This is a genomic window from Streptomyces amakusaensis (assembly GCF_039532665.1).
Lineage (GTDB): Bacteria > Actinomycetota > Actinomycetes > Streptomycetales > Streptomycetaceae > Streptomyces > Streptomyces amakusaensis.
This window is the reverse complement of sequence record NZ_BAAASB010000004.1, coordinates 185,462-205,982: the sequence shown is the minus strand read 5'-3', so window position 1 is coordinate 205,982 and position 20,521 is coordinate 185,462. Positions and strand designations below refer to the sequence as shown.

The 20,521-nt window shown below is 71.7% G+C and carries 20 protein-coding genes and 1 tRNA gene; 11 read left to right on the top strand and 10 right to left on the bottom strand.

Annotation, left to right across the window (positions count from 1 at the left end):
- Positions 1-2 precede the first annotated feature (2 nt).
- The 4 genes from ABD371_RS08440 to ABD371_RS08425 are packed head-to-tail and all read right to left on the bottom strand — an operon-like array spanning position 3 to position 4,386.
- Positions 3-1,361, bottom strand: a complete 1,359-nt coding sequence (locus ABD371_RS08440; protein ID WP_344474982.1) for an STM4012 family radical SAM protein — start codon at positions 1,359-1,361, stop codon at positions 3-5.
- Positions 1,361-2,194, bottom strand: coding sequence for an STM4013/SEN3800 family hydrolase (locus ABD371_RS08435; RefSeq protein WP_344474980.1), 834 nt, complete (start codon positions 2,192-2,194; stop codon positions 1,361-1,363). The genes ABD371_RS08440 and ABD371_RS08435 overlap by 1 nt, the downstream gene beginning before the upstream one ends.
- Positions 2,195-2,240: 46 nt before the next feature.
- The gene (locus tag ABD371_RS08430; RefSeq protein ID WP_344474452.1) at positions 2,241-3,425 is read right to left on the bottom strand and encodes an STM4014 family protein; all 1,185 of its coding nucleotides are present in this window, start codon (positions 3,423-3,425) and stop codon (positions 2,241-2,243) included.
- Positions 3,426-3,429: 4 nt separating this feature from the next.
- The gene (locus ABD371_RS08425; RefSeq protein WP_344474449.1) at positions 3,430-4,386 is read right to left on the bottom strand and encodes an STM4015 family protein; all 957 of its coding nucleotides are present in this window, start codon (positions 4,384-4,386) and stop codon (positions 3,430-3,432) included.
- 182 nt (positions 4,387-4,568) lie between these two features.
- Between ABD371_RS08425 and ABD371_RS08420 the strand changes: the two genes are divergently transcribed.
- Both ABD371_RS08420 and ABD371_RS08415 read left to right on the top strand, forming a co-directional pair.
- Complete coding sequence (locus tag ABD371_RS08420) at positions 4,569-4,895, top strand: hypothetical protein (RefSeq protein WP_190126939.1); 327 nt, start codon at positions 4,569-4,571, stop codon at positions 4,893-4,895.
- A gap of 140 nt (positions 4,896-5,035) precedes the next feature.
- Complete coding sequence (locus ABD371_RS08415) at positions 5,036-6,100, top strand: DUF6745 domain-containing protein (RefSeq protein ID WP_344474444.1); 1,065 nt, start codon at positions 5,036-5,038, stop codon at positions 6,098-6,100.
- Between the two features lie 30 nt (positions 6,101-6,130).
- Here ABD371_RS08415 and ABD371_RS08410 read toward each other — a convergent pair whose 3' ends face one another.
- Positions 6,131-6,751: a TetR/AcrR family transcriptional regulator gene (locus ABD371_RS08410; protein ID WP_229869501.1), complete on the bottom strand. Its 621-nt coding sequence runs from the start codon at positions 6,749-6,751 to the stop codon at positions 6,131-6,133.
- A 258-nt stretch (positions 6,752-7,009) separates the two neighbouring features.
- Here ABD371_RS08410 and ABD371_RS08405 point away from each other — a divergent pair, with 258 nt between their 5' ends.
- Positions 7,010-8,254 carry an MBL fold metallo-hydrolase gene (locus ABD371_RS08405; protein WP_344474439.1) on the top strand — a complete coding sequence of 415 codons (1,245 nt, stop codon included), beginning with the start codon at positions 7,010-7,012 and terminating at the stop codon, positions 8,252-8,254.
- Positions 8,255-8,283: 29 nt separating this feature from the next.
- Here ABD371_RS08405 and ABD371_RS08400 read toward each other — a convergent pair whose 3' ends face one another.
- Both ABD371_RS08400 and ABD371_RS08395 read right to left on the bottom strand, forming a co-directional pair.
- On the bottom strand, positions 8,284-8,889 hold the full coding sequence (locus tag ABD371_RS08400) for a TetR/AcrR family transcriptional regulator (RefSeq protein WP_344474436.1): 606 nt from the start codon (positions 8,887-8,889) through the stop codon (positions 8,284-8,286).
- A gap of 127 nt (positions 8,890-9,016) precedes the next feature.
- Entirely contained in the window at positions 9,017-10,267 is a 1,251-nt protein-coding gene (locus ABD371_RS08395; RefSeq protein ID WP_344474432.1) for an MFS transporter, read from the bottom strand.
- 460 nt (positions 10,268-10,727) lie between these two features.
- Between ABD371_RS08395 and ABD371_RS08390 the strand changes: the two genes are divergently transcribed.
- The 5 genes from ABD371_RS08390 to ABD371_RS08370 are packed head-to-tail and all read left to right on the top strand — an operon-like array spanning position 10,728 to position 14,669.
- Positions 10,728-12,626: a sensor histidine kinase gene (locus ABD371_RS08390; protein ID WP_344474429.1), complete on the top strand. Its 1,899-nt coding sequence runs from the start codon at positions 10,728-10,730 to the stop codon at positions 12,624-12,626.
- 7 nt (positions 12,627-12,633) lie between these two features.
- Entirely contained in the window at positions 12,634-13,068 is a 435-nt protein-coding gene (locus tag ABD371_RS08385) for a roadblock/LC7 domain-containing protein (protein ID WP_344474426.1), read from the top strand.
- Between the two features lie 2 nt (positions 13,069-13,070).
- Entirely contained in the window at positions 13,071-13,442 is a 372-nt protein-coding gene (locus ABD371_RS08380; protein ID WP_190126946.1) for a DUF742 domain-containing protein, read from the top strand.
- Positions 13,420-14,100: a GTP-binding protein gene (locus ABD371_RS08375; RefSeq protein WP_344474421.1), complete on the top strand. Its 681-nt coding sequence runs from the start codon at positions 13,420-13,422 to the stop codon at positions 14,098-14,100. Before ABD371_RS08380 ends, ABD371_RS08375 begins: the two co-directional genes overlap by 23 nt.
- Positions 14,097-14,669: a GAF domain-containing protein gene (locus tag ABD371_RS08370; protein WP_344474418.1), complete on the top strand. Its 573-nt coding sequence runs from the start codon at positions 14,097-14,099 to the stop codon at positions 14,667-14,669. Before ABD371_RS08375 ends, ABD371_RS08370 begins: the two co-directional genes overlap by 4 nt.
- An 80-nt stretch (positions 14,670-14,749) precedes the next feature.
- Here the strand turns inward: ABD371_RS08370 and ABD371_RS08365 are convergent, their stop codons facing one another.
- On the bottom strand, positions 14,750-15,946 hold the full coding sequence (locus ABD371_RS08365) for an acyl-CoA dehydrogenase family protein (RefSeq protein WP_344474415.1): 1,197 nt from the start codon (positions 15,944-15,946) through the stop codon (positions 14,750-14,752).
- A gap of 726 nt (positions 15,947-16,672) precedes the next feature.
- Here ABD371_RS08365 and ABD371_RS08360 point away from each other — a divergent pair.
- The 3 genes from ABD371_RS08360 (at position 16,673) to ABD371_RS08350 (ending at position 18,361) form a co-directional block, all read left to right on the top strand.
- Positions 16,673-16,749 (top strand) — tRNA-Pro (locus ABD371_RS08360).
- Between the two features lie 611 nt (positions 16,750-17,360).
- A complete protein-coding gene (locus ABD371_RS08355) occupies positions 17,361-17,816 on the top strand; it encodes a hypothetical protein (RefSeq protein ID WP_344474413.1) in 456 nt (151 codons plus the stop codon).
- Positions 17,813-18,361, top strand: coding sequence for an excalibur calcium-binding domain-containing protein (locus ABD371_RS08350; protein ID WP_344474409.1), 549 nt, complete (start codon positions 17,813-17,815; stop codon positions 18,359-18,361). The genes ABD371_RS08355 and ABD371_RS08350 overlap by 4 nt, the downstream gene beginning before the upstream one ends.
- Before the next feature lie 129 nt (positions 18,362-18,490).
- Here the strand turns inward: ABD371_RS08350 and ABD371_RS08345 are convergent, their stop codons facing one another.
- On the bottom strand, positions 18,491-19,111 hold the full coding sequence (locus ABD371_RS08345; RefSeq protein WP_344474406.1) for an FMN reductase: 621 nt from the start codon (positions 19,109-19,111) through the stop codon (positions 18,491-18,493).
- Positions 19,112-19,125: 14 nt separating this feature from the next.
- Entirely contained in the window at positions 19,126-20,238 is a 1,113-nt protein-coding gene (locus ABD371_RS08340; RefSeq protein ID WP_344474978.1) for a CE1758 family FMN-dependent luciferase-like monooxygenase, read from the bottom strand.
- Positions 20,239-20,521 lie beyond the last annotated feature (283 nt).

Here is a 20,521-nt window from a genome sequence, read left to right as displayed (position 1 = left end):
ACTCACCTCGGCTCGTACTCGGCCATCGCCGAGCGCACGGACGGCGAGAACAGCTCCGGCCCCAGCGCGTCCGAGTACGCCAGCCCCAGCTCGCTGAGTCTGAGCAGCCCCGGCTCCCGGTCCCCGTCGAGCCAGCCCAGCTCCGTGAACCGCGCCAGCTCGACCCCGAAGTCCTCCTCCGGGGCGGTCCCGAACCGCTCGCGGTAGCCGCCCGTCTCCATGCCCCGGGCCTGGAGCAGCGACTGGAGCAGATGACGTCTGCGGGCCTCGTCCTCGTCCACCCGGATGCCGGTCTCGGCCCTGCCGAAGTCCTCCGTGGCGGTGTAGGCGTCGATGATGCCGCGTATCTCGCCCATGTTCACCGCGTAGTCGAACGAGTAGTGGAGGCGTGAGGTGTACGAGCGGGCGCCGCAGCCCAGACCGATCATGCCGTCGGTCTGGCAGGCGTAGTCGTCCGCGCCCCGCACGGGCGCGTCCAGTCTGCGGAACATCCGCATCGACAGCTGCTCGTACCCCCGTGACAGCAGATGGTCCCGGCCCTGCCGGTAGAGCGCCAGCCGCCGCGCGTCCCAGGACGCGTCGCTCTCCGTCTCCGCGCCCGTACCCGTTCCCGCCCTTGTCCGGCCCATCCCGGTCAGCGGCCTGATGTACAGCGGGTAGAGATACAGCTCCTCGGGCCGCCAGGCGAGCGCGGCGTCCAGGGAGTGCCGCCAGCTGCGCGGGGTCTGCCCGTCGATGCCGTAGATCAGGTCGATGTTGAGCACGGGGACGCCCGACTCCCGGATCCGGGCCAGCGCCGACTCCACGTCGGCCCGCCGCTGCGGGCGCACCGCGGCCCTGGCCTCCGCGTCGACGAAGCTCTGCACACCGATGCTGATCCGGGTCGCGCCCCGCTCGGCGAGCACCGAGAGCCGGTCGGCGGTGGCGGTGGCCGGCGAGGTCTCCACGGAGAGCGGGACGGCGGACAGATCCGCGCCCATGCGCTTCTCCGCGATGTCGCAGAGCCGCACCAGCTCGTCGGCGGTCAGAAAGGTGGGGGTGCCGCCGCCGAAGGCCGCCGAGGCGAAACGCACCGGCCCGCCGTCGCCGAGGGCCTCCCGCACCGAGTCCGCCTGGCGGTCGACCGCGTCGAGATAGCGGGTGGTGAGCTGCTCGGGAGCGCCGATCCGGGTGAAGAGATTGCAGAAGCCGCAGCGCACCTCGCAGAACGGTATGTGCAGATAGAGCGAGAGGGCGTCCTTGCGCTCCCCGGCCCACTCCTCCCGCAGCGCCGGGCGGTCGGCGAGCGGCCGGTAGGCCGTCTTGTGCGGATAGGCGTAGACATAGCTCTGATACGGGCGCGGCAGCGCAGTCGTCGTGATCACGCGGCCCCCTCCGTCGCTCCGGCCGGCGCGCGGTGCTCCAGGAAGAAGTGGGCGTACGGCACCGTCCAGACGGCCTGGTGGCCTATGCGGTGACCGGTGTAGCCGTCGTCGCCGTAGGCCGTGCCGTGGTCGGAGCAGACGATCGCGAAACAGCGCCGCCTGCTGCTCGCGGCGGCGAACAGCCTCCCGATGTGCCGGTCGACGTACTCCAGCGCGGCGGCGTGCGTCTGTCGGGAATCGCCCGCGTCGCGGGTCGCCCCCGGGAGGTGGAACCAGTTGGGCTGGTGCAGCGCGGACACATTGACGAAGAGGAACAGCCGCCGGTCGGCCGGGAGCGAGGCGATCACCTGTTCCGCGCGCTCCACCTGAGCCTCGAACGAGACGGGCGAGGCGACCCCGAACTCCGGCTCCCAGTGGCTCTCCTGGAACATCCCGGGGAGCACGGAGCCGAGCGGACCCTGTTGGTTGAAGAAGCCGACCCCGCCGACGCAGACCGTGCGGTACCCCGCGCCCGCGAGCCCCGACACCAGGTCGGGGGTGTCGAAGACATGGGTCCCCCCGGCCGTCGACTCGCTCCCCGCGAAGCGCGCGGCGAACAGCCGGGGATGCGGCCCCCGGGAGGCCGGAGTCGGCAGGAAACCGGCGAAGATCGCCTGATGGGAGGCGTAGGTGAAACTCCCGGGCGCGTGCCGCTCCTCCCAGCGGCCGTCGGGCAGATGACGGGCCAGATGCGGGATGCGGCCGGCCGCCGCCAGCTCGGCGGCGACGTCGTACCGCAGGGTGTCCAGGGTGACGAGCAGCAGATCGTCCCGGCCGACGACCTCGTTCATGTCCGGGCCGCCGGGGCCCCGGCCGGGGCCCGGCGGACGACGGGTCTCAGACGCTTGCACGGTGATGGCTTCCTGTTCTTCCTGGTGCGAGGGGACTGGAGGGCGCCGGGCGGCCCGGGTGCCGCCGCAGGGCGGCGATCTGCGCGGCGTAGGTGTCCTGGCCCTCCGCGCCGCCGCCCGGCAGACCGGTCAGCCGGGGCAGCAGATCCCCGAAGGCGTTGACCTCGCCCACGGCGAAGCGCCGCCAGCCCGTGCCGGGCAGGAGATCGACGCCGACCCGGGGCGATCCGGGGAAGCGGGCCGCCGCCCGCTCGCAGAGCGCCAGCGTCTCCGGCCAGCTCCCGCCCGAGGCCTCGACGGCCGCCGCCGCCCGCGCCAGATCACCGCGCGCGCCGCCGAGATGGAGATTGGTCATGGGGGAGCGGCTGGTCCGCAGGACCGCGTGGGTGGCCCGGCCCGCGATCACCACGACCCGCAGATCGGCGGCCCGGCCGTCCTGCGAGGCCTTCGGGAGCCAGCGCTCGATGTGCAGACCGTCCGGGGCCAGGGCGTCCACGAGCGCCGCCACCTCGCGCTCCGTCGTGTAACGGCGCACCCGCAGCGAGTTGAACAGCCTTCCGTCGCCGTCGCGCTCCACCGAGGTGGTCGCCCGCACCCGGCCCCCGCTCGCCGTCTCGACCGCGAGCACCCCGGACGCCGACGAGCCGTGGGCGAGCTTGACGAACATCCGCCGCACCCCGCTCGACCCGGCCAGCGCCCGGACGTCCTCCCAGCCCCCGACCGGGGGCGCGCCGCTGCCGGAAGTGGGCGAACCGGGTACCGGGATCCCGGCTTCCAGCAGGGTGCCGTGGCAGAGCCGCTTGTCGAACAGCACCGCCAGCTCGTCGGGATCGTCCAGCGGCACCGCCCCGGCCGACCGCGCCGCCGCCACGACCTCCCGCACCGCCCCGGTGAACCGCCGGTACCAGCGCGCGGTCCCCTCGACCCTGGCCGGATCGGCCACTCCCCGCAACTCCCGGTCGACCGCCGGATCCTCGCCCGGCGAGTCGATCCGCACCAGCTCCCCCGGGCGGAACCGGGCCCGCCCGCGCAGCACGTCGATCCAGGGCACCACCCGCACAGGGGGCAGCCCGGCGGCCCGGGCCGCGTCCCGGAAGAGCGTGACGCGACGGCCCCCCGGAACGCCGACCACCGCGAGAAGGGGGCCCGAGGCGGTTTCCGAGCCGGTCACCGGCTCACTCCGCCACGGCGGTGTACCGGTGGTCCCAGCCGTCCGGGTCGGGGATCTCGTGCTCGTCGGCGAGGTCGAGCTCGACGCCCGCCGGCTCCAGCGTCTCGGCCAGCCGCTTCGCCATCGCCCCGCCGATGAAGTGGTGGTGCAGATCCAGCTTCTTCAGATGGGTGAGCGGCTGGCCGCCCAGCAGGGCCTGCGCCCCCTCGTCGCCCAGGGTGCCCATGGACAGATCGAGGCTCTCCAGCCGGGCGACGACGGGAGCACCGGCGAGCCCGGCGGCGATCAGGTCCTGCATGTCGCTGTTGCGCAGTGCCAGATGGATCAGCCGGGGCAGCCTGCCGCCGGTGAAGAACGGCTCCAGATCGCCGATCTCCGCCGTCGCCCCGTACTCCGAGGTGCCGAGCCAGAGGTCGAGCCGCTCCAGCGCCGGCAGCTCGCTCGCCGCGATCCCCCGCACGACCTCGCCGTCCAGCCCGCCCGTCTCGACGGTGAGCGAACGGAGCCGCTCGTGCCGCACCGGGGGGAAGACCAGGCCCTGACCGCCGCGCACCCCGAACTCCAGCAGCTCCGGATAGGAGTCGAGCAGCGGTGTCACCAGACCCTGGGTGATCCACGAGATCTCGCACTGCTCACCGGTGATGTCACCGACGAACAGCGCCCGCAGTGCCGGGAACCGCCCGGCGGCCCCGGCCAGCGCCTCGACGATGGGCGCGGGGCCGCTGTCGTACGGTTCCAGCCACATCCCGACGATCAGCGCCCGCACCTCGGAGACGTCGACCGAGGCGGCGAAGCGCTCGAAGGCGCTCGTCCACTTCTCGTCGGAATTCTCTCCGTACTCGTCGACGGCGATGCGCCAGGCCACGGTGGACGCGGGCGGCAGCTTCGCCTCGAAGCCGGCTTCGGGGAAGTCGAACACGGGCAGGCCGTGCAGCTCCTGCAGATGCTCCGAAATGGTCATGGCGTACGACTCCAGACACCGGGCGGCGTTGATCGGCTGGTTGGGAGAAGTTGTACCAAGCCGCACTGACAACGCCCGCCGGGGGGCCCGCCCCGAGCTGTTCGGAGCCGCGTTGTCAGACCCGGCCGTTAGCGTTTTCGGCAGTTCGGCGCACTGGGCGCCGGACGTTCGAGGGGAGAGCCATGTACCGGCAGGGAGATGTGCTGATCGTGCCCGTCGCGCAGGAGGCCGTGCCGCCGCATGTCCTCGCCGCCCGGGGCGAGTCGAGGGACGCGCGGGGACGGCTGGTGCTCGCGCTCGGCGAGGTCACCGGCCACGCCCATGCCGTGCCCGGCCCCGGCCGGCTGGTGCGCGAGCCGGGTCCGTTCGGCCCGATGGTGCTCCATCTGCCGGAGGGCGGCCGGGTGGTCCACGAGGAGCACGCCGTGATCGCACTGCCCCGGGGCTGGTACCGCGTGCTGCGCCAGCGCGAGTATCTCCCGGGCTCCGTCCGCGTCGTCGCCGACTGAGCGGTCCTTGCCGCCATCCGGCACCACTGAACAGCACCGGTATCACCGGCACCATCCGCGATTGAGCACGACACCGATCGAACAGCGCGCAGCGCACAGCGAGGCCGGCCGACGGCCGGGCGACAGGGACGGGGAGACACATGCAGGACATGGAGAAGTGGCGGACCGTGGCGGCGGCGACCGGACCGGCGGACCGCCCGGCGGCCGAGGACGGCATCCGCCTCGCCTACCGCACGGCGGGGCTCGCCGAGCCTGAGCGGATCATCTGGGCCGACTCGCCCCGCGCGGGCGTGGAGGCCGTCCGCGCCCTGAAGGACGCGGGCCGCCCGGTCCGGGAGGGAGTGCGCACCCTGCCCTGGGCCCAGGAGCGCCGCCGGGTCCACGACGAACTGGGGCCCGCGGGCTGGACGGAGCTGTGGAGCGTGACCGGCGCCCTGCTCTGGGACGGCACCCGCGCGCTGGCCGAGCGGATCCGCGAGGCGGTCGTGGCCGAGCTGACCGAGCCGTCCGCCGCGGACACACCGTCCGCCACCGTCCCGGGGGGCGGACGGCTGCCGCTGGTCGAGATGTCCGCCGTCGAGACCGAGATCCGGATGATCCTCCTGGACGCCGTTCTCGGACAGCACGACGCGGCCTGGCTCGCCGCCTTCGACGGCCGCGGCGAACGGCTCGAAGGACTCGCCCGCGTCGCTGCCCACGCCGGCTGGTGGTGGCCCTACGAGAACGCCGTGGTCGTCTGTGAACGCCCGGTCGAGCTGCACCGGGACGAGGCAGGCCGGCTGGACAGCGGCACCGGCCCGGCGCTCGCCTTCGCCGACGGCTTCGGGCTCCACGCCTGGCGCGGCATGCCGGTGCCCGCGGAGTTCCTGAAGGAGCTGCCCTCGCTCACCCCCGAGCGCATACGCGCCGAGGAGAACGCCGAACTGCGCCGGGTGATGCTGGAGTTCTACGGCTACGACCGCTATCTCGCCGAGTCCCGGGCCCGGCCCCTGCACCGCGACGAGACCGGTGTGCTCTGGCGAATAGAGCTGAGCGGCGACGAGGACGTGGTGATGGTCGAGGTGGTCAACTCCACCGCCGAACCGGACGGATCCTTCCGCACCTACTGGCTGCGGGTGCCGCCCGCCACCAGGACCGCCAGAGAGGGCGTCGCCTGGACCTTCGGGCTCACCGAGGAGGCGTACGAACCACTGCGCCAGACCTGAGCGGGGGCGGGGTCCCGGGACCGGCGGCGGTCAGCGGGTGGCGGCGGTGAGGGCCTCGCGCGGCAGCCCGAGTTCCCGGGCGAGCGCCTCGTCCGTCCACTCCAGCATCGCCGCCCGGGTGAGGGAGCCGGCGTACGAGGTCATCTGCACGGCGAGCCCGTCGAGGAAGGCGGTGAGCCGCCAGGCCGCCGAGGCGGGGTCCGCGCAGGGGAACTCGCCGTTCGCGGCGCCTTCCGCGATCACTTCGGTCAGCGCGGCCTTCCACTGCTGATCGAGACCGCGGGTCACCTCCCGCAGCGCGGGCTCACGCAGCGCCACCGACCAGCCCTCGATCCACAGCCGCCAGCCCTTGGCGGTGCCGGTCGGCGCGTACCAGCGGACGGCGGCGCGCAGCCGGCGCAGCGCGGAGGTGCGGCGGCCCAGCAGCTTGCGCAGATGGGCCAGGTCTCCGTCGGCGGCATGGGTGAAGGCCGCCGCCAGGAGCTTCTCCTTGGTCGAGAAGTGGTACAGGACCAGAGCGTTGCTCACCCCGAGCGCCGAGGCGACATCGGCTATTCGCACCGCGGCGACACCGCGCCGCTCGATCTGTTCGACGGCGGCGGCGAGGAGTTCCGCACGCCGCTCCGCCACGCTCATCCGGACTCTTGCCACGGCGACACCTTACACAGGCGATCTTCGCGGGAGGCGGTGGAATCGGAAGACGAGGAAAGGGGCTCAGCCGTTCTGTGCCCCTTTCGGCGGCCTTGCCGCGCGCCCCCGAACCCGCGGCGCAGGAACATCGGGGCCGCCGCGCACGTTGCTCCGACCGTGACGCCCCGGAGGCCCGGGACGCCGCCCGTGCGGCCGATCCGCACGCCGCACTGTCACAGCCCGCGCACATAATGAGAAGACCCGACACCAGGAGGTGCCGTGACCGGCGCCGGTTCGCCCCACCCGCTGAGATCCCGGCTGCGCTCCCTGCGGTCGGCCGCCTTCGGCGCCGATCCCGCCGGAGCGCGGATGGACCGGATCAGAAGCTCGCCCAATTTCGCGGACGGAGTCTTCCAGAATCCCGTCGCGGCCAGGACCAGACCGTCCGGCGTGCCCCTGACCGAGTTCGCCAAGATCTACTTCGAGAAGGAGGCCCGGGCCCGCAGGGCTCCCGAGGGCCCGATCCCCCTGCACCCCACCACGCTCACCGATCTGGCCGAGCCCCCGGCATCCGGGCTGCGCCTCACCTGGATGGGGCATTCCACCGTGCTCGCCGAGATCGGCGGCCGGCGGGTGCTGTTCGACCCGGTCTGGGGGGAGCGCTGCTCGCCGTTCTCCTTCGCCGGACCCAAGCGGTTCCATCCCGCGCCCGCGGCGCTCGCCGCCCTCGGTCCCGTGGATGTGGTCGTCATCTCCCACGACCACTACGACCACCTCGATCTGCCCACGATCAAGGCCCTGGTCTCCACCGGCACGGTCTTCGCGGTCCCGCTCGGCGTCGGCGCGCACCTGGAGCGATGGGGCGTGGCCCCCGCCCGGCTGCGCGAGCTGGACTGGAACGAGACGGCGGAGGTCGGCGGCCTCCGGTTCACCGCCACCCCGGCCCGGCACTTCTGCGGTCGCGGGCTGCGCAATCAGCAGCACACCCTCTGGGCGTCCTGGGTCGTCGCGGGCCCCGAGCACCGGATCTACCACAGCGGTGATACGGGATACTTCCCCGGCTTCCGGGAGATCGGCGCCGAGCACGGCCCCTTCGACGCCACCATGATCCAGATCGGTGCCTACAGCCAGTACTGGCCCAAGGGGCACACGGACACCACACCGGCCCCCGGGGCCTGGCCGGACATCCACATGACGCCCGCCGAAGGGCTTCAGGCCCATCTCGACCTCCAGGGGGACCGGCCTGCGGGTGTGCTGCTGCCGATCCACTGGGGCACCTTCAACCTGGCCCTGCACGCGTGGGCGGAGCCTGTCGAGTGGATGAACGACGTCGCCGAGGAGGCCGGCCAAGCGGTCGCGTTCCCCGGCCCCGGCCGCCCCTTCGAGCCGGCCGGGCAGCTGCCGACGGCTCCTTGGTGGCGCGAGGTGTCCCGACCGCTGGCGCGCCCGTGGCGTCGCCGCGCGGAGCCGGGGGTGACACAGGGGGAGGCCCTGGGAGAGGTCGAGCTGGCCGCCGACCACTGACGTCGGGCGGCCGTCTCCCCGCCCGCCGGTCAGAGCGGGCCGTCGCCCCCTTCGCCGGGTTCTCCGGGGCCGCCCGAGGGGAGCAGGATCTCCCGCAGCACGGTCTCGTACTCGTCGGCGGTCGGCGGGGTGTCGGTCAGCAGCGCCTGCATCAGCATGCCGTCGACCACGGCGACGAGGATCCGGATCCGTACCGGGCTGGAGGTGTAGCTGCGCGCGAAGTCCGCGAGGGCGTCCATCCAGCGTCCCGTGGGGCCGCGGAGGCCGGGGCGGCGGGCGGCCAGCAGGAAAAGCTCGTACTCGGCGAGCAGCCGGTCGGGCACGGACACCACCTGGGCCATCAGCCGGGCGAGGGCGCGCAGGCTGGTGTCGGTGCCGTCCACCTCCGCGGCGAGCCGCCGCATCCGGTCGGCGTCCTCGTCCATGCAGGAGGTCAGGGCCGCGGTGAGCAGGTCGTCGATGCTCTTGAAGTGGTAGGCGGCGGCCGTGGCGGGCTGCTCGGCCTCGCGGGCGACGGCGCGGTGGCTGACGCCCGCGACGCCCTCGCGTGCGACGACCCGGAGCGTCGCCTCGATCAGCTCCCGCTTGCGGCGCTCACCCTTGGCCAGGCGGCCGTCGGTGGTCGGCTCTCGCAATTGCTCTCTCCCGATGGTCTCTCCGCGACCTCGTGCCGGGACCGGCCGCCGCGACGCCGATTCCCCGGAGACGATACCCGCTCGCGGGTGCCGTTCCCGGGGGCGGCGGGATCTCGATGACGGCCCCTCAGAGCGCCTCCGTCCGCCCGGTGGACTCCGCCTCGGCGGCCTCGGGGGACTCCGTCCGGCCGCCGGTCCGGGCGAGGAGCGGGCGGTGGCCGACGAGCGCGAGGAGTACGAGGGCGAACCCGGCCGCGACGGCGACGAGGAAGCCCCCGCCGGGGCCGTACGCGTCGATCATGGTCCCGGAGACGGCCGCCCCCAGCGCGACGCCGACACTGAGGCCGGTGATCACCCAGGTCATCCCCTCGGTGAGCTTGGCCGCGGGCACCGTCTTCTCGACCAGCCCCATGATGCTGATCATGGTGGGGGAGAAGAAGAGACCGGCGAGGAAGACCGCCGCCGCCAGCGACCCGACATCGTCGGCCAGCAGGAACGGCAGGGTGGTCAGCGCCGTGCCCACGGCGCCCAGCAGAAGCAGCCGGGGGAGCGGGGTCCTCAGTTCGAGGGCGCCGAGGACGAGTCCCGAGGCGGCCGAGCCGATGGCGTAGGCGGAGATCACGACGCCGGCCCCGGCCGCCATGTTCTGCTCCTTGGCGAAGGCCACACCGGCCACGTCCACCGTGCCCACGATCACGCCGCCGGCGACCAGGGTGAGGGTCAGCAGCCGCAGGGCCCCGATCCGGATGGCCGAGCCGCCCCCGCCGCTCCCCCCGGCGCGCGGGAGCACGGGAGGCTCGGTCCGCTTCTGCGGTACGAACAGCAGGACTCCGACCGCCAGCAGCGCTGCCGCGGCCAGCGGACCCGCCTCGGGGAAGAGCGCGGTGCACAGGGTCACGGCCACCGCGGGGCCGACCACGAAGGTCAGCTCGTCCACCACCGACTCGAAGGAGAAGGCGCTGTGCAGCCGGGGATCGTCCCGGTACAGATGGGTCCAGCGGGCCCGGACCATCGCGGCCATGTTGGGCAGCGCGCCCGCCGGGACCGCGCAGGCGAAGAGGGCCCAGGCCGGGGCCCCGTAGCGGGCGGACAGCAGGAGAGCGCCCATCGACAGCACGCTCACGCCCATGGCGGGAACCAGTATCCGCCCCTGGCCGAACCGGTCCACGAGACGGGAGATCTGGGGGCCGAGGAGGGCCGTCGACAGCGTGAAGGCGGCGGCGACGGCACCGGCGAGACCGTACTCGCCGCGCATCTCGGACAGCATCGTGATGATGCCGATCCCGGCCATCGCCATGGGCAGCCGGGCGATGTAGCCGGCGAGGGAGAAGGCCACCGAGCCCGGGGCCCGGAACAGCGCGCCGTACGGATTAGCCACGTCGGCCACCGCCGTCGGCGGGGCGGGATCGGAACAGCTGAGCGGGCATGACGGGGCCTCCGTGTCGACCGGCGGGAAACGCGGACCAAAACTTGAACGATCGTATCAATTGAAACGACTGTTTAATTTTCTGGTCGTGAGTCCGCCCCCGTGGAGGCGATCCGTGCCGCGCCGGACCCCCGTTCGTCGCTGTCAGTCGCCGCCCGCCCGGCCGGAACGGCCCGCTCTTTTCGCACCGGAGTGCGGTGCCTCATACCAGAGCGGGGTGAATAGCGGGGAACTTTGTCAACTCCCCGTCGTCCACGCTCATCGGGCGACTACTGTGTGTGGCCAGTGATCAACGGTGGGCTTCCAACGCCCGTGCCGTACGCCGTTGTCCGAGCCGGACCCCACACCCAGCACAGCCGATCCCCCGAGTACGCATGCCGAACCCTGGGACCCCCACGTACCAAGGACGCAGATGTCTCCATTACGCGCACCCGTCACGCGGCCGGACCGCCGTGAGGGCGGGCGCCACGGCCGGTCAGACACCCGCCCCGCCCCCTCGGCGGACAGACCGCGTCCCCTCCCGCCCACCCCGGAGAACCGCATTCGCCCACGCCTGCTCCGCACGGCGGTGCTCCCCGCACTCGTCGCCGCGCTGAGCGGCGCGACCGCCGTCACCTTCACCGTACGGAGCACGGCACCGCCGCCGTCCGCGGCGCTGTGGGCCGTGCTCACCGCCACCGCCGCCCTCGCCGTCGCCGCCGTCGCGGCGGCAGCCCTGGGCGCCGACCGCATGGCCTCCTCACTGCTGCACCGCCTCTCCTCGCTGCGCCGCTCCACCGACCGCCGCCAGGCCGACCTGCGCACCGTGGTCGAACGGCTCCGGCGCGGCGACGGACCGCCCCCCTCCCGCCCCCTGCCGCAGCCACCCCCGAACGCGGACGAACTGGACCAGCTCGCGCTGGGGCTGAGCCGCTCGCACGAGACCGCCGTGGCCTCCGTGGTCCAGGCGTCCAAGCTCTCCAGCAGCGTCGGCAACGAACAGAAGCTGGAGGTCTTCGTCAATCTGGCCCGGCGGCTCCAGTCGCTGGTCCAGCGGGAGATCCAGCTCCTCGACGAGCTGGAGAACGAGGTGGAGGACCCCGAGCTGCTCAAGGGCCTCTTCCACGTCGACCATCTCGCCACCCGCATCCGCCGCCACGCGGAGAACCTCGCCGTGCTCGGCGGCGCGATCTCCCGCCGCCAGTGGTCCAACCCCGTCACCATGACCGAGGTCCTCCGCTCCGCGATCGCCGAGGTCGAGCAGTACCCCCGGGTCAAGCTGGTCCCCCCGATCGACGGCACCCTGCGCGGCCACGCCGTCGCCGATGTGATCCACCTCCTCGCCGAGCTGGTCGAGAACGCCTCCGCCTTCTCCGCCCCCCACACCCAGGTGCTGCTCCGCGCCCAGCATGTGACGGCCGGCATCGCCGTCGAGGTCGAGGACCGGGGCCTCGGCATGCCCATGGACGAACAGAACCGGATGAACGCACTCCTGGCCGACCCCGATCAGGTGAATGTCGCCCGGCTGCTCCAGGACGGGCGCATCGGCCTCTTCGTCGTCTCCGCCCTGGCCCGCAGACACGGGATCGCGGTCCGCCTCCAGTCGAACATCTACGGAGGCATCCAGGCCATCCTCGTCGTCCCGCAAGGACTGCTCGGAGCCGAGCCGGGAGGGCTCCAGCACATCGACACCACCTCCACCGGCGACACCGTGGGCCACGACCGGGCCCGGCCCGCCCTCACCGCCCGCACCGCGACGACACCCCCGGAGCGCCCCCACCCCCACCACCGGCCGGCCGCCGCGCCCGAGCCGCCCGCCGCCGCCCGCCCCGGACCCCGGCCGCAGCCCGCCGCCCAGCCGCCCGAGCGGCCCCCGTCCTCACCGGTGCACAGCACCCCCAGGACCCTCGCCCCGCTGCCCGTGCGGGCCGAGCACGTCGACCGCCCCAATCCGGCCGCCGCCCGCCCCGGGGCCCATCTGCGATCACGGCCCCCGGCCCGGCCCGCCACCGAACGGCCCAGCCTGCCGGTCGTGCCCATCGGAGTCGTCCAAGAGAGCCTGGGCCGCCCCCAACTCCCCAGGCGGCGCAGCCAGGAGCACATAGCTCCGCAGCTCAGAATGGGTCCGCCGATCCGCAAGGACGACGACCACGCCATCGCCGACCCCGGACTGATGGCCGCCTTCCAGCGAGGCATCGAACTCGCCGAGGCGACAGCGCCCCGGGGCGCGGGCACCGCACCCGCCCCGGAATCGGAGCCGGCCCCGGCGAACGCCCGGGCCCGGGCCCGGCATCCCGAACCACAGCGCCAAGACAACACCTCCAAGGAGTAGATGCACCATGGCGAGTGATGCGCCGAACGGCCAATCCTCGGACCTCGACTGGCTGCTCAGCGGTCTGGTCCAGCGCGTGCCGTACACCCGCAACGCGGTACTGCTCTCCTCCGACGGCCTGGTGAAATCCGTCCACGGACTGGACCCCGACAGCGCCGACCATCTGGCGGCCCTCGCCTCCGGCCTGTACTCCCTGGGCCGCAGCGCCGGAGCGCGCTTCGGGGACGGCGGCGAGGTGCGCCAGGTGGTCGTGGAACTCGACTCCACCCTGCTGTTCGTCTCCACCGCCGGCTCCGGCACCTGCCTGGCCGTCCTAGCGGGCCGGGAGGCGGACGCCGCCGTGCTCGGCTACGAGATGGCGATGCTCGTGAAGAGCGTACGGCCGTATCTGACCACCCCGGCCAGACAGTCGAGCGGGGCGCCGAGCATTGCGGGTCGCTGACCGTGCCCTTCCCGCCGGACGGGCCGCTGCTGGACGATGCGGCGGGCCGGCTCGTCCGGCCGTACACGGTGAGCGGCGGGCGCACCCGGCCCACGGCCGAACTGGACCTGCTCTCCCTGGTGATGGCCACCGGGGCCGCCCCCCGGGAGAATCTCGGCCCCGAGCACGCGCTGGCGCTCGGCCTGTGCGGCGGTCCGATCTCGGTCGCCGAGATCTCGGCCCATCTGGGGCTCCCCGCCGCCGTGACCAAGGTGCTGCTCTCCGACCTCGTGGAGTGCGGCGCCGTCACCGCCCGGGCCCCCCGCCGCCACCACCCCCCGACCGACCGTTCCTTGCTGGAGGCAGTGCTCGATGGCCTACGACGACGGCTCTGAAGTCGACGGCTCCCTGCCGTACGACGCCTTCCCCACCGCCCTGAAGATCCTTGTCGCGGGAGGCTTCGGGGTGGGCAAGACCACCTTCGTGGGCGCGGTCAGCGAGATCGAACCGCTCAGCACGGAGGAACTGTTGACCCAGGTCGGCATGGCGACGGACCCCCTCTACGGCGTCGAGTCGAAGTCCACCACCACCGTCGCGATGGACTTCGGCCGGATCACCCTCGACGAGCGCCATGTGCTCTACCTCTTCGGGACGCCCGGCCAGGAACGCTTCTGGTTCATGTGGGACGAGCTGTCCAGCGGGGCGTTCGGGGCGGTCGTCCTCGCCGACACCCGCCGGCTCCAGGACTCCTTCTCCGCCGTGGACTTCTTCGAGGGCCGGGGCATCGGATTCGTCGTGGCCGTCAACGAGTTCGACGGCGCGTACCGCTACGAACCCGACGAAGTCCGCGCGGCGCTCGACCTGGGGCCCCATGTCCCCGTCGTGATGTGCGACGCGCGGATCGCCAGCTCCGGCATCGGGACCCTGGTCACGCTCGTCCAGCACCTCCTTCTCACCACCATCGCCCCCGCCGCCCCCACCTCCGACCCGACCCCGACCCCGGCCTCGGCCCCGACTTCGACTCCGGCCCCGAGCTTTGGAGCTCCGACATGACGTATCACCCCACCGGCCATCTGCTTCTCACCCCCATCGACCGGGAAGCGCCGGTGCGGGTGCGGCGGCTGCGTCAGCTCGGCTTCGGCGACCGCCCGGACCCCGCCTTCGACCAGTTCGCGGACCACCTCGCGGCGGTGACCGGCGCCCCCTACTCCATGGTCAACTTCATCGACGAGAACCGGCAGTACTTCGCCGGGCTGCACACCCCCTCCGGCGAGCACAACGGCGCCGATCTGTCGGCCGCCGCCGCGGCCGGCAGCGAGGTCAGCCGGTTCATGGCCCGTGACCACGGCTACTGCCCCCATGTGGTGGTACGGCGGAAAGCCCTGGTGCTGGAGGACGTCTGCGACTACCCGAGATTCGCCGGAAACCCGGTCGTCGACGAGATCGGCATCCGCTCCTACCTCGGCGCGCCGCTGATCGACCGTACCGGGATCGCACTCGGCACGATCTGCGTCGTCGACACCGAGCCGAGGCCCTGGGGCCGGGCCGGACTGGAGACGATCAAAGCCCTGGCCGCGGAGCTGATCGAGCAGATCCACCGCCGTGAGGACGGCACGATCTGAGCGCCCGGCCCGCCGCGCGGCTCCCCGGGGGTTCCTCCGGCTCTCCCGGGGACGCCACCTCTCCAGGCCGGCCCATTCGCTCAGACCGCCGGTTCCAGCCGTACCGTCTCGGACAGCCGCTGGGACCACTGGCCCTTCACCGTGCCGAGCGCGACCTCCGCGAGACGCAGCAGCTGTACGTCCGAAGTCCCCGCCGGGGCGAACATGTGCAGGGCGTCACGCAGATAGCGCTCGATCGGCCGGTCGGTGAAGAGGCCGGCGGCCGCGTGTATCTCCATGGCGCTGCGCGCCGAGTCGATCGCCGATTCCACATTGATCAGCTTGGCGTTCATCAGCTCCGCGTCACACGGCAGCCCCTGGTCGAGGAGGTGTACGGCGTGGTACGCGGCGAGACGCGCGGTCATCAGGCTCGACTGGAGCTTGCCCAGCTTCAGCTTGATGGAGGGTAGGTCGTGCAGCGGCTTCCCATAGCGATGCCGCTGGGCGCAGAATCTTGTGGTCTCGTCGAGGATCGCCTGATGGATCCCGAGCGACACCGCCGTGAGATTCGCCCGCCCGTACAGCACGCTGGAGGAGTACGCGACGGCGAGACCGTCACCCTCCGCCCCCAGCCGATTGCGCACCGGCACCCGGCAGTCCCGGAAGAACAGCTCACCGAAGCTGAAACCGTGCAGCCCCATGGCCGGGAGCTGCTCCCCGGTGCTGAATCCCGGCCGGTCCGACTCGACCAGGAAAGCGGTCAGCCCTCCCGACCCGGGGCCCGTCCTGACGACCACCCCGTGCAGATCGCCGACGTGACTGTTGCCCACGTACACCTTCCGTCCATTGAGGATGTACTCGTCGCCGTCCCGTACGGCGGTCGCCGCCATGCCCAGCACATGGCCGCCCGACTCCGCCTCCGTGACGGCGATCGTCGGCAGGCAGTCGCCCGCGGAGATCAGCGGGAGCCAGCTCTTCTTCTGCTCCTCGTTCCCGAAGTGGACGATCTTCGCCGCGCCCAGCTGGGACGCCTGCACCATCGCGCCCATCGCCCCGCTGACCCGGGACAGCTCCTCGATGATGATCGTCTTGGCCAGATGTCCCGCGCCCATCCCCCCGTGGTCACGGCTGATCGTCGCGCCCAGCCAGCCCTGCCGGGCTATCAGCCGCGACAGCTCGCGGTGCGCCGTGCGCGATGCCTCCATCGCGGGGATCCTCGGGCGCACCTCCCTCTCGGCGAAATCTCTGACACGGCCACGCAGCCGATGGTGAAGCGGATTGGTGAAGTACCCGTCCATCACGAGCCTCCCTCTGCGAAACGCCTGCTCGGGCGATTGTTCGAGCAGGTGGTGCATCGACAGTGGTCCCCCGTACCAAGAGGCCGACCACCTCGGTTCTGCCGTACGGCATTCCCTCCGCACGGATGTGTGCCACATGCCAACGGCAATGGATTCCTGGTGCATGGGCATCGGGCGACAGCGAGCCGTCTCAGGCGTACACAGTTACGGCATCCGACACCATCTGAAGAACCGATACGGCATAGACCTGGCCGGAAGCGGGTGCATCCGGGCGGCACGCCCGGAGTACAGAACCAGCCGTACCAGCGCACTGGGGCATCCGTCAGCGTGCGCAACAGGACAGGTCGCGAGCAGCGCGCGAGAAGGCGTGCTTCTGGCCGCGCGCCCCCGTCCCCGAGGGCGGGGGCACCATGATTTTGCCCCAGTATGCGGGCGAGTGCCGGGGAGTGCCGGGGGTCCTCCCGTCATGTTCCAGGGCGTGCGGCACCTCTCTCGTGAGCCGTTTTCACGCCGGGTGCGCCAAAACACCCATAAAAAGCTCCCGCACCACCCTCCGGCCCCCCTCGATCCCCCGCCCCCTGGTGTCGGGAACGCATGCCTTGTCCCGGATCGTGCCCGAGTGCCTCCCGGCCGCCCCCTCCGGCCGGTGGTTCGTGACCACCGCTCCGAGTGCGGTATTGTTCTCATGCGCGTTCAGCCAGGGGAAACCCCAGGTCAGACGGGCAACGGGACGTGGCGCAGCTTGGTAGCGCACTTGACTGGGGGTCAAGGGGTCGCAGGTTCAAATCCTGTCGTCCCGACCAGCGTTTTCGCAGGTCGGAGGCGGTATCGGAGAAATCCGGTACCGCCTTTCCGTCGTTCCTGGGGACCGCACGGTCCAGCGGCGCCTTCCGGTGACGGGCTGGGGCGCGCGGACGGGGTTGAGGTGGGCCGTGAGGGCGGCCCGGCGCTGGTGATCTGGGACATGCCGGGGTGTGGGCAGCGGTGAGCAGGGATCCGTTCGGCGACGGGAGGGAAGATCTCCTCCGCGGTGGGTACGTGGCGGGCGCGTTTGCCTTTGGTGTTCTCGACCACGGGTGCGCCGGGTACGGATGCGGGGCAGCTGGCCATTCCGGAAGCCAATGTCCTTGGCACCAGTGAGATGGTGAAGCTCTCGTCAGTCGCCAGTCGGCCGGTGCTGTGACTGAGTGTCAGCGTGCAGGTGGTGGCCTCCCCCCCCGTTGATCTCGGAGCGGTCTCGATCCGCCCATTCGTCTGATGCGGGGACGCCGATCTGTTTACCTTGTTCATTCTTGAACGACACGCTTCCCGGAGTTTCGCTTTGGCCATGCCCACATATCCGCCGCCTGTCGGCCCTCCCGCGCCTTCCAAGGGGTTCAGCGGTAAACAGAAAGCCACTCTCGGCTGTGGCGGGTTGCTCTTCATCGTCCTGGTCATCGGGCTTATCGGGTCCGCCGCCTCCCCCACCCCGAAGACGGTCACCAAGTCGGTACCGGGGCCCACGGTCACGAAGACGGTGACGGTGACCGTCACCCCCAAGGCCGAGGAGCCCGCGGCACCGGTTCAGCCGAAGAAGCCGAAGCCGGCCGGCACCGAGGCCGCGACTCCGGCCTCGCGGGCGGACAAGGACACGAGCACGGACACGGAGAGGCTGCCGAACCTGGTGGGGCAGCAGCTCCAGGCGGCGCAGGACGCGGCCCAGGCTGCGGGCTTCTATCTGCTCGGCTCGCACGACGCGACCGGCGAGGGCCGTATGCAGGTGCTGGACCGGAACTGGAAGGTCTGCTCCCAGACCCCTGCTCCGGGAGCGGCCGATCCGTCCAAGATGGTCGACTTCGGAGCTGTCAAGATCGAGGAGACCTGCCCGTGAGCAATGCGTACCCTCCCAATCCCTACGGGCCGACACCGCCGCCCGCGGCGGGCGACGGCACCTCGCCCGACGGGAAGCGGAAGACTCTGCTCGGCTGCGGCGGCATGGTGGCCATCACCCTCGTCCTCGCAGCGATCGTCGGGGCGTGCGCGCCCGATGATGTGGTGAAGACCAAGGCCGTCCCCGGTCCCACGGTCACGGCCACTCGTACCGTCACCGCCCCGCCGACGACACCCCCGGCAACGTCCCCGGCGCGCGAGGGGAACGATCAGGGCAAGGCGACCCCGATTCCGACCCGGACCTCGACTCCGACTCCGACCCGGACCCGGACCTCGCCCCCGACTCCGACCCGGACTCCGAGCCGCACTCCGACTCCGACGAAGGACAGCTCCGACGGGTCCACCAGTACGGGCGGGGGTGGAGGAAACGTCTACTACAAGAACTGCACGGCGGTTCGCGCTGCCGGTGCCGACCCCATTCGCAGGGGCGATCCTGGGTTCGGCCCACACCTCGACAGGGACGGCGACGGTATCGCCTGCGAGTAGGGCGTAGACGGACAGCCGTACGAAGTGGCCGACCGGTACAGGGTTCTGTGCCGCAGGGGCTGAGCCGTGCTTCCTGTCGGCTGCGGCCGACCGTCCCACAGGGAACCTCTTGCGGAACCTGACAGGTGTTCATGGCGGGTCGCGCTGGAGCAGCCGCTCCATGGCGGCGATGTCCTCGGTGAGGGAGTCCTGCCGTTGCCGGGGGCCGCAGCCCTGGACGAGGCGGGCGTAGTCGGCTGCCGCACGGTTGATGCGCCCGGCCAGGGCTGTGCCGCTCTCGTGGGAGCCGAAGTCGTCGGTGGCGGCGTAGACGCCTCGAGGGGACACGATGGCGTGCAGATAGGAGAACATCGGCCGCAGGGCGTGTTCGAGTACGAGGGAGTGCCGTTCGGTTCCGCCGGTCGCGCCGATGAGTACGGGCATGTCGGAGAGAGTGTCCTCCGGCAGTATGTCGAAGAACGACTTGAACAGTCCGCTGAAGGAGGCGTTGAACGCGGGAGTGACGGCGATGACTCCGTCGGCTCCGGCGACGGTGTCGAATGCCTCCTCCAGGGGCGTGGTGGGGAAGCCGCTCAGCATCGCGTCGATGATCGCGCGCCCCAGCGGGCGCAGCTCGACGAACGAGGACTCGACGGTGTGCCCGGCGCGGGTGAGTTCCGTGCGCGCCGATGACTCCAGCCGGTCGGCGAGCATGCGCGTCGAAGAGGGCTCCCGCAGTCCGGCGGTGATGATCGCGATCGTGGTGGTCATCTCGTGCGCTCCTCTCAGCTCTCCGGATTCCGCGGTGCCGACGATCCGGTGCCCGCGTCGCGCGCCCGCAGCAGTGACTGATGGGTAGGTGCGTCGGGAGCGTCGGGCGACCTGCCGACGGCGAACTCCTTGCGGAGCACCGGCACGACCTCCCCGCCCAGGAGGTCCAGTTGTTCCAGCACCGTCTTGAGCGGCAGCCCGGCGTGATCGACGACGAAGAGCTGGCGCTGGTAGTCGCCCGCGTATTCGCGGAAACCGAGGGTCTTCTCGATCACCTGCTGGGGAGAGCCGACCGTCAGTGGTGTGAGCGAGGCGAACTCCTCCAGCGACGGTCCGTGACCGTACACGGGCGCGTTGTCGAAGTAGGGACGGAATTCCCGCACCGCGTCCTGGCTGTTGGGGCGTATGAAGGCCTGTCCGCCCAGGCCGACGATGGCCGCCTCCGGTGTTCCGTGCCCGTAGTGCGCGAAGCGCTTGCGGTAGAGCTCGACCATCGTGCGGGTGTGGGAGGCGGGCCAGAAGATGTGGTTCGCGAAGTATCCGTCCCCGTGGTAGGCCGCCAGCTCCGCTATCTCCGCGGTGCGGATGGAGCCGTGCCACACGAAGGGAGGGATGCCGTCCAAGGGCTGGGGAGCCAGGGTGAAACTCTGGAGTGGGCTGCGCAGCTCCCCCTCCCAGTCGACCACTTGCTCGCGCCACAGGCGGCGCAGCAGTCCGTAGTGCTCGACGGTCAGGGGGATCGCCTTGCGGATGTCCTGGCCGAACCAGGGATACACGGGTCCGGTGTTCCCTCTCCCCAGCATCACATCGGTCCGTCCGCCGGACAGGTGCTGGAGCACGCTGAAGTCCTCGGCGATCTTGACGGGGTCGTTGGTGGTGATCAGCGTGGTCGACGTGGAAAGGATGATCCGTTCCGTCAGCGCGGCGATGTAGCCGAGCAGTGTCGTGGGCGAGGAGGGAACGAACGGCGGGTTGTGGTGCTCACCGGTGGCGAAGACGTCGAGGCCGACCTCTTCCGCCTTCCTCGCGATGGCCACGGTGTCCCGGATGCGTTCCGTCTCGGTCGGCGTACGGTTCGTGGTCGGGTCGGGGGTCACATCACCCACGGTGAAGATGCCGAACTGCATCCCGCTCATAGCGTTGTCACTCTCCCTACGTGTGTGACGCACGCACCTCTGCCGCCCCCGTGTTCCCGCCAGGGGGCGCCTTTGCTCCCGCGAGGCCGTTCGGACCACCGCGCCCGGCCGGCCTCGGGGAACCGCCGCGAGACCTGTGCCGGCCTCACGGCACACTTAAGTGTTCCCCTCCCTGGCCGGAATCGCAGCATTACCGGTAAATCCGACTAAACGGTGCCTCCCTCGCCCGCGCGGGGGTCGCTCGTGTGCCGGACCGGGACGGCCATCGTGGAGG